The organism is Cupriavidus sp. FW305-46, from assembly GCF_058787075.1.
Window position 1 is genome coordinate 20,017 of the sequence record NZ_JBYSZI010000074.1, and the last position, 7,068, is coordinate 27,084.

Annotated in this window: 7 protein-coding genes; 5 read left to right on the forward strand and 2 right to left on the reverse strand. The window is 65.5% G+C overall.

Going from position 1 to position 7,068, the window contains the following annotated elements; genetic code table 11:
• Positions 1 to 656: 656 nt before the first annotated feature.
• The 4 genes from AC3WON_RS27210 (at position 657) to AC3WON_RS27225 (ending at position 4,015) form a co-directional block, all read left to right on the forward strand.
• Positions 657 to 1,241, forward strand: a complete 585-nt coding sequence (locus AC3WON_RS27210) for an NUDIX hydrolase (protein WP_011615057.1) — start codon at positions 657 to 659, stop codon at positions 1,239 to 1,241.
• 40 nt (positions 1,242 to 1,281) lie between these two features.
• Entirely contained in the window at positions 1,282 to 2,034 is a 753-nt protein-coding gene (gene aat, locus AC3WON_RS27215; protein ID WP_492320534.1) for a leucyl/phenylalanyl-tRNA--protein transferase, read from the forward strand.
• 68 nt (positions 2,035 to 2,102) lie between these two features.
• On the forward strand, positions 2,103 to 2,891 hold the full coding sequence (locus AC3WON_RS27220) for an arginyltransferase (protein WP_492320533.1): 789 nt from the start codon (positions 2,103 to 2,105) through the stop codon (positions 2,889 to 2,891).
• Between the two features lie 89 nt (positions 2,892 to 2,980).
• The gene (locus tag AC3WON_RS27225; RefSeq protein ID WP_492353122.1) at positions 2,981 to 4,015 is read left to right on the forward strand and encodes a quinone-dependent dihydroorotate dehydrogenase; all 1,035 of its coding nucleotides are present in this window, start codon (positions 2,981 to 2,983) and stop codon (positions 4,013 to 4,015) included.
• 53 nt (positions 4,016 to 4,068) lie between these two features.
• On the opposite strand, the gene AC3WON_RS27230 is transcribed toward AC3WON_RS27225, so the two are convergent.
• Both AC3WON_RS27230 and AC3WON_RS27235 read right to left on the reverse strand, forming a co-directional pair.
• Entirely contained in the window at positions 4,069 to 4,548 is a 480-nt protein-coding gene (locus AC3WON_RS27230) for a hypothetical protein (RefSeq protein ID WP_492320531.1), read from the reverse strand.
• Between the two features lie 11 nt (positions 4,549 to 4,559).
• A complete protein-coding gene (locus tag AC3WON_RS27235) occupies positions 4,560 to 5,543 on the reverse strand; it encodes a DUF2092 domain-containing protein (RefSeq protein WP_492320530.1) in 984 nt (327 codons plus the stop codon).
• Positions 5,544 to 5,984: 441 nt separating this feature from the next.
• Between AC3WON_RS27235 and AC3WON_RS27240 the strand changes: the two genes are divergently transcribed.
• Positions 5,985 to 6,962 (forward strand): ABC transporter substrate-binding protein, encoded by a 978-nt coding sequence (locus AC3WON_RS27240; protein ID WP_035815710.1) that lies wholly within the window; start codon positions 5,985 to 5,987, stop codon positions 6,960 to 6,962.
• Positions 6,963 to 7,068: the final 106 nt, after the last annotated feature.

Consider the following 7,068-nt stretch of genomic DNA (forward strand, 5'->3'; position numbering starts at 1 on the left):
CTACATTCGCTTGCGCAGCAACATATGTTGTGCCGGCGAAACGGATGCCATACTCGTCCGTGCAACTTCAATTCTGAAATCCATTTGCGACGGCAAGACGAAAGGCTTCGTCTCACATTTGCAATAGACTCGGACTCCGCTCACAAGCAATTGCTTACCGTGAATATCGAAGGCGGGATAGCAATCGTTCATCACCGCCCCCCAGCTTTACAGGCAGGACAAGTCGCATAATCCCCCTCGACGCCTACTGTCACGCCATGATGAAAGAAGCTCTGCCCGGTCCCGATAAGCACGCCGTTGGGGCTCGTCTTGTCCCCATGCCGGAGTGCATAGCGAATATCCGGCATTACGCCTCCTCCCGCTCATGGATATCTGGTGCTGTGTGGAGGACGTACCCGCAAGGTCGGCGGTTCTTGGTCTGCCGTGACAATGCCGCTCCTTTCCAGTGGAACGCAAATCACACATTTTTATCGCGCGATGCAAGTGCTGTCCTTACGGGTTGCCTTAAATCACATATGGAATCTTCATAACAAGGGTCCTGGGGATCTGCAACGAAATGCATGAGTGTCCACAGTCGAGCGACCCAGAGACCCTGACCCCTGCCGGCCCCATCCCCGAGGGTGATACACTTTCGCCATTCCTCCCGGACGCCCCTCATGAAATTCTGCTCGAACTGTGGTCATGCGGTCGTGTTGCGCGTGCCTGACGGCGACAACCGCCCGCGCAGTGTTTGCGACAACTGCGGCACCATCCACTACGTCAATCCCCGCAACGTCGTCGGCACGATCCCGGTGTGGGAGGACAAGATACTGCTGTGCAAGCGCGCCATCGAGCCACGCTACGGTTTCTGGACCCTGCCTGCGGGCTTCATGGAGATTGGCGAAACCACCGCGCAGGCTGCTTCGCGCGAGACGCTGGAAGAAGCCGGCGCGCGCGTGCAGGTCGGAGAACTGTTCTCGATCCTGAACGTGCCGCATGTGCACCAGGTGCATCTTTTCTACCTGGCCACGCTGGACGACCTGGATATCGCCCCCGGCGAGGAAAGCCTGGAGGTCAAGCTGGTCGAAGAGGCCGATGTGCCCTGGGATGAACTGGCGTTCCCCACCGTGATCCACACCCTGCGCTGCTTCTTTGCCGACCGCGCCGCCGGCCGGCTGCAGGACGGCAGCTTCCGGCTGCACAGCCTGGATATCGACAAGCCCATGCGCCCGCTGACCAGCCGGGCCACGGTCACGCCCTGAGCGGCGCGGCCGCCGCGCATCGCCCTACGGCGCAGCCCGCATGATTGCCTGGCTGGACCCGCAAGACCCGTTTCCGCCGGTTGACGAGGCGCTCGGGCCCGATTCCGAAGCCCCCGGCCTGCTGGCGGCCAGCCGCGACCTGTCGCCCCAGCGGCTGCTGCTGGCGTACCGCCAGGGCATCTTCCCGTGGTATTCGAGCGGCCAGCCGGTGCTGTGGTGGAGCACCGATCCGCGCATGGTGCTGCCCCCGCCGGCGCTGCGCGTCTCGCTCAACCTGCGCAAGACCCTGCGCCGCGTGCTGCGCGACGCTGACTGGGAGATCCGCGTCGACGACGACTTCCTGGCGGTGATGCGCGCCTGCGCGACCACCCCGCGCGACGGCCAGGACGGCACCTGGATCACCGACGACATCATTGCCGCGTACGGTACGCTGCACCGCAACGGCATGGCCCATTCGGTGGAAAGCTGGTACCGCGGCGAACGCGTGGGCGGCCTGTATGGGGTGGCGCTGGGCCGGATGTTCTTCGGCGAATCGATGTTCGCGCACCGCACCGATGCCTCAAAGATCGCGCTGGCGGCGCTGTGCGCGTTCCTCGGCAATCACGGCGTGGCGATGATAGACTGCCAGCAGGAAACCGACCACCTGGCCTCGCTGGGTGCGCGCCCGATCCCCCGCGCAGAGTTCGTGGCCCATGTGCGGGCGGCGACGGCGCTGCCGGCGATCAGTCCGTGGCGGTTCGACAAATCGGTGCTGGAGCGCTGGGCCGGGACGCCAGCCGCGCCGGCCGGCTGAAACCTGGCACGGGACGCCCCGCTGACTGCGCGTCCGGCCGCATCGTCCCGCCCGGAGCCCCCTGAGTCATGAGCAAGCTGAAGGAACTTCCGCTCTCCGCGCTGCAGTTCTATGCCACGGCGCCCTACGCTTGCAGCTATCTCGACGGCCGCATGGCACGCTCCCAGGTCGCCACCCCGGCGCACCTGATCAATGCCGACGTCTATTCACGCCTGGTGCGCGCCGGTTTTCGCCGCAGCGGCATCTTCACCTACCGACCGTATTGCGACGAATGCCACGCCTGCACGCCATGCCGCGTGGTGGTGGACCAGTTCGTGCCGGACCGCTCGCAGCGCCGCGCCTGGAGCCGCCACCAGCACCTGCAGGCACTGGTGGCGCCGCTAACCTATGTCGAAGAGCATTATTCGCTGTACCTGCTGTACCAGTCGATGCGCCACGCCGGCGGCGGCATGGACCAGGACAGCCGCGACCAGTACGAACAGTTCCTGCTGCAGAGCCGCGTCAACTCGCGCCTGGTGGAATTCCGCGAACCGCCGGGCTCGCCCGAGGCCGGGCGCCTGCGCATGGTCAGCATGATCGACGTGCTCGACGACGGGCTGTCGTCGGTCTACACCTTCTACGATCCGCTCGAACGCAACGCCAGCTATGGCACCTACAACATCCTGTGGCAGATCCGCCAGACGCGCGAGCTGGGCCTGCCGCACCTCTACCTGGGCTACTGGATCGCCGACAGCCGCAAGATGGCCTACAAGGCACGCTTCCGGCCGCTGCAGGTGCTGACCGGCAACCACTGGCATGCGTTCGAGGACGAAGCCGGGGATGCGGGCAGCCCCGCGCCTGCATCCACCCGGGAATAGCCGGGTCGCGGCATCCGGCCGCGCACTGACCGGGTATGCGGCCCAGCCGCTACAATGCGGGCCTGGTATTCACTCTGCCCTGCCCCCCCGTGCTCAACGCGCTCTACCCCCTGTTTCGCCCCGCCCTGTTCTCGATGGATGCCGAGGACGCCCACCATTTCACGCTGAACAACCTGCTGCGCGCCCATCGCATGGGCCTGGCGGGCTGCATCGGCAACAGGATTGCCGACGACCCGCGCACGGTCATTGGGGTGCGTTTCCCCAACCCGGTCGGCCTGGCCGCGGGGCTGGACAAGGACGGCGCCTATATCGACGGGCTGGCCGCGTTCGGCTTCGGCTTTATCGAGGTGGGCACGGTCACGCCGCGCGCGCAAGCGGGCAACCCGCGCCCGCGCATGTTCCGGCTGCCGCAAGCGGATGCGCTGATCAACCGCATGGGCTTCAACAACGGCGGCGTCGATGCCTTTGTCGCCAATGTGCGGGCCTCGCGCTGGAAGGCCGAGGGCGGCGTGCTGGGGCTGAACATCGGCAAGAACGCCGATACGCCGATCGAGCGCGCCAACGATGACTACCTCTACTGCCTGGAACGCGTCTACCCGCACGCCAGCTACGTGACGGTCAATATCTCGTCGCCCAACACCAAGAACCTGCGCCAGCTGCAAGGCGCGAGCGAGCTGGACAGCCTGCTGTCGACGCTGAAGGACGCGCAGCAGCGCCTGGCCGACCAGCACAAGCGCTACGTGCCGCTGGCGCTGAAGATCGCGCCGGACCTGGATGCCGACCAGATCGGCAATATCGGCGACGCGCTGGTGCGGCACAAGATCGACGGCGTGATCGCCACCAACACCACCATCTCGCGCGAGGCGGTCAAGGGCCTGCCGCATGCAGAGGAAGCCGGAGGCCTATCCGGCCGCCCGGTGTTCGAGGCCTCGACCCGGGTGGTGCGCGCGCTGCACGGCGTGGTCGGCGACGCGGTACCGATCATCGGCGTGGGCGGCATCTTCGGCGGCGCCGATGCGCGCGCCAAGATCGACGCCGGCGCGAAGCTGGTGCAGGTCTACAGCGGCCTGATCTACCGCGGCCCGGCGCTGGTGCGCGAGTGCGCCGCAGCGCTGCGCGGCTGAGCCGGCATCGTCAGGCAGGACTGGCGCGGCTCAACCCATAGCAGCCGGCCGCGTCAGTACGGAGCGTTCACCACAACGTACTGGGTTCCCTGCGGCTGATACCAGGTGCTGCCGCACTGCTGGTACACCATGCCGCCATAGCTGACCGGGACGCAGCTTGGCGGGACCGAGCGCACGACCGAACCCACTACAGCCGCGGTCACAGCCACCGTTGCGGTAACGGCGGCAGCGGTGGCGACCGGATGGTAATCGTTGTCCCAGCCGCCGCAGCATCCGCCATGCGTGTCGACATTGACGTTGACGTTCCGGTTCGTATTGATGTTGACGTTCCGGTTGGCATTGACACTGTTCACGCTGGCGCTGCGGACATTGTTGGTGCGCGCGTCGGCCCGCACGTTGCCGACCGGTGCGCCGCCACCGCCGCGCCCCACGGCGTGGCCGCCGCCACGCGCTTCAGCCTGCGGTACCCAGGCATAGGTGGCAAGCACGACTGCCCCCAGGACCGCGAGGAGGGACTTTTCGACTCGTTTCATGTGTCTCTCCTTCACTGGGTCTTGAGCGGAACAAACTTGGCCTCACGGGCGCCCTGTGGCGGCGTGAAGTGAAAGACGGAATCCTTGAAAGCCGGCTTCAGCTTCCAGTCCAGCCAGGTCACCGACTGCGGACGTGCCTCGTCAGCCCGGTTGGTCATCACCACCTTGCGCGGCACCGGACGGTTGCCGCTTGCGATCCAGATCTGCCAGTCGACCGCCCCCTGGCGCAAGGCATAGTGATCGCAGAGCGTGCCATCGATGTAGTCGCTGCCCGCATACATGGCCGAGGTGATGTTGCCCACCGGTGCCGCGGGCGTTCCCCACAGGAACAGATCGCCGATCGGCACCTCGATCCCGAAGCGCTGGCGCAGATGAACGATCAGATCACCAAGGTTTTCCGTTACGCCGGCTGAGGCGTAGTACTTTTGCGCCGGCTGGTAAAGCGTAACGGTCTTGCCGTCGTAGATCAGGTCACGTTGCGCGCGCGCGCTTCGCATCTGCGCCCGCATCTTGTTGGGCCGGTCGATGTCGATCCTGGCGGTCGCCGTATGCTGCAGCTTCTGGCCATCGGCCAGGACACGCTCGCCGTCCAGGTCGATATCGACGCTGAAACGCTTCAGCGTCGACAGGTAGGTGCCCATCTTGTTCAGGGCCTGGATCACCGCCGGGTCCACGGCATTGGCTGCCGGCTTGCTGGCAGCCGCCGGTTCAGCTGAAGCCGCGGGCTGGACGGACGCGGACTGGGTGACCGGAGCCGAAGCCGTCGGCGCCAGGCTGCTGCACGCCGCAAGCGAGACCCCCAGCACGGCAATACTCAAGACACGATACATAGCGAACCTCACAGGTTTTGATGCCATCACGGAGGACAATGCATACCATCGCTCGCGCATCCAGCGCTGTGTCGTCCCGGCGCTGCCGCGGTGGATGAATGCTAGCTGATCTGAAATTCCGGATATCGATCGGAAGACATGAATCTTTTCGAAACGTGAATTCAAGATCCCCGCTTCGAGCGCCAATATGTGGCGCGTGCCGCATCGCTTTCCTCATGCCGGCGACAGTCGGGACTTCGAGGAGAGCCTCGACACCCGGATCGCGCAATTGCATGAAGATGTCGCCGCCGCAATCAGGGTAATCCACAGGCAAAATATGAATCCCGCGCAATAAAATGCGCCTCGATGGCGGATAGCGGGCGTCTGGCAGCATCCGATGCCCCACTTCGTCATGATGACTGTCCATTTCGTGCGCGGGAAGTGGTATCCTCGCAGGCTTATCGCTGTCGCATCCGACGCGCCCGCGCACGCTCCCTCCAGCCGCAGGAAGCCGCCGCGCCCGCCCGGACCGGCACTGTGCGCCAGCATGCGCACGGGCCAGGACAGCGGACCGAACCATCCGCGGCCGTATCCAATCCAGAACCGAGTTTCGGGGGAGAACAGATAATGAAATCCATCAAGGGTCTCGCAGCAACCAAGTCGATCCTGGGCGGCGCCGTGGCGCTGGCCTTGCTGTATGGCGGCGCCGTGCAGGCCCAGACCGTCAAGGTGCTGTCGATCGTCGACCACCCCGCGCTGGACGCCATCCGCGACGGCGTGCGCGCCGAACTGAAGGCCGCCGGCTATGACGCCGACAAGAGCCTGAAGTGGGAATACCAGAGCGCCCAGGGCAACACCGGCACCGCAGCGCAGATCGCCCGCAAGTTCGTCGGCGACAACCCGAACGCCATCGTTGCCATCGCCACCCCGTCGGCCCAGGCCGTGGTTGCCGCCACCAAGAGCGTGCCGGTGGTGTACTCGGGCGTGACCGATCCGGTCGCCGCGCAGCTGGTCAAGAGCTGGTCGGCCTCGGGCACCAACGTTACCGGCGTGTCGGACAAGCTGCCGCTGGACAAGCAGGTCGCGCTGATCAAGCGCGTGGTGCCCAAGGCCAAGACCGTGGGCATGGTCTACAACCCGGGCGAAGCCAACTCGGTGGTCGTGGTCAAGGAACTGAAGGAGCTGCTGGCCAAGGACGGCCTGACGCTCAAGGAAGCCGCCGCGCCGCGTACCGTTGACATCGGCCCGGCCGCCAAGAGCCTGATCGGCAAGGTCGACGTGATCTACACCAACACCGACAACAACGTGGTGTCGGCGTATGAGTCCCTGGTCAAGGTCGCCAACGAATCCAAGATCCCGCTGGTTGCCGCCGATACCGACAGCGTCAAGCGTGGCGCCGTGGCCGCGCTGGGCATCAATTACGGCGACCTGGGCCACCAGACCGGCAAGGTCGTGGTGCGCATCCTGAAGGGCGAGAAGCCGGGCGCGATCGCCTCGCAGACCAGCGACAACCTGGAACTGTTCGTCAACACGGGCGCCGCCGCCAAGCAAGGCGTCACGCTGTCGCCGGAGCTGGTCAAGGAAGCCAAGACGGTCATCAAGTAAGCAACAGCCAAGCACTGCCCCCTGCCGCCGCAAGACGGCGGGTGCCCGTCGGGCCTATCCGGCCCGACGGGACAGAACAGGGCGAGGCAGCCGGCAGCCCCACACG

Bases quoted from the DNA above. Each gene is read 5' to 3' on its own strand.
- AC3WON_RS27210 (WP_011615057.1), top strand. From the start codon at position 657: ATGAAATTCTGCTCGAACTGTGGTCATGCGGTCGTGTTGCGCGTGCCT.
- aat (WP_492320534.1), top strand. From the start codon at position 1,282: ATGATTGCCTGGCTGGACCCGCAAGACCCGTTTCCGCCGGTTGACGAG.
- AC3WON_RS27220 (WP_492320533.1), top strand. From the start codon at position 2,103: ATGAGCAAGCTGAAGGAACTTCCGCTCTCCGCGCTGCAGTTCTATGCC.
- AC3WON_RS27230 (WP_492320531.1), bottom strand. From the start codon at position 4,548: ATGAAACGAGTCGAAAAGTCCCTCCTCGCGGTCCTGGGGGCAGTCGTG.
- AC3WON_RS27240 (WP_035815710.1), top strand. From the start codon at position 5,985: ATGAAATCCATCAAGGGTCTCGCAGCAACCAAGTCGATCCTGGGCGGC.